At 51.6% G+C, this 682-nt stretch carries 1 pseudogene; it reads left to right on the top strand.

Going from position 1 to position 682, the window contains the following annotated elements:
• Positions 1-682: pseudogene (locus HG547_RS20650) on the top strand (IS4-like element ISUnCu8 family transposase); the annotation flags it as partial.

Below are 682 nucleotides of genomic sequence, written 5' to 3'. Positions count from 1 at the left end.
CCCGCTGAGATGGAAGGGGCCTACCGATTTATCCGCAATGAGAATATTCAAGCCAGTGATATTGCTGAAGCGGGTTTTCAAGCCACCGCGCAGCAAGCTCGAGAGCATGACATCTTGTTAGCACTAGAGGATACCACCTCGCTGACTTACAAGCATGACAGTGTCAGGGAGGAGTTAGGTCATACCAATCAAGGGGATAAAAACCGTGCCATTCTGGCGCATTCAATCTTGCTGTTTTCACCGCAAAGCCAGCAAGTCGTTGGGCTGATTGAGCAACAGCGTTGGACGCGGGATATCACTAAGCGCGGGCAACGCCGCCAACATGCTACTCGCCCTTACGAGGAAAAAGAGAGCTACAAATGGGAACAAGCCTCCGCCAATATGTCTGCCCGTTTAGGCGAGCATATCAACAAGGTGATTTCCGTCTGTGACCGTGAGGCTGATTTGTTTGAATATCTGACCTATAAAACCCAGCACCAACAGCGCTTTGTCGTCCGCTCGATGCAGAGCCGATGCATTCAAGAGCATGCACACAAACTCTATGACTACTCGAACACATTACCGCTTGCAGCGACGAAATCTCTCCTCATTCCTCAGAAAGGCGGAAGGAAAGCCCGGGCGGTGACGCTGGAAATGAGATATGCCCGAGTGACCCTCAAAGCCCCAGCCAACAAACGCACTC

Source organism: Shewanella sp. DNRA4, from assembly GCF_012843185.1.
In the GTDB taxonomy this organism is placed as follows: Bacteria; Pseudomonadota; Gammaproteobacteria; order Enterobacterales; family Shewanellaceae; genus Shewanella; species Shewanella xiamenensis.
This window is presented reverse-complemented; position numbering and strand designations above follow the sequence as displayed.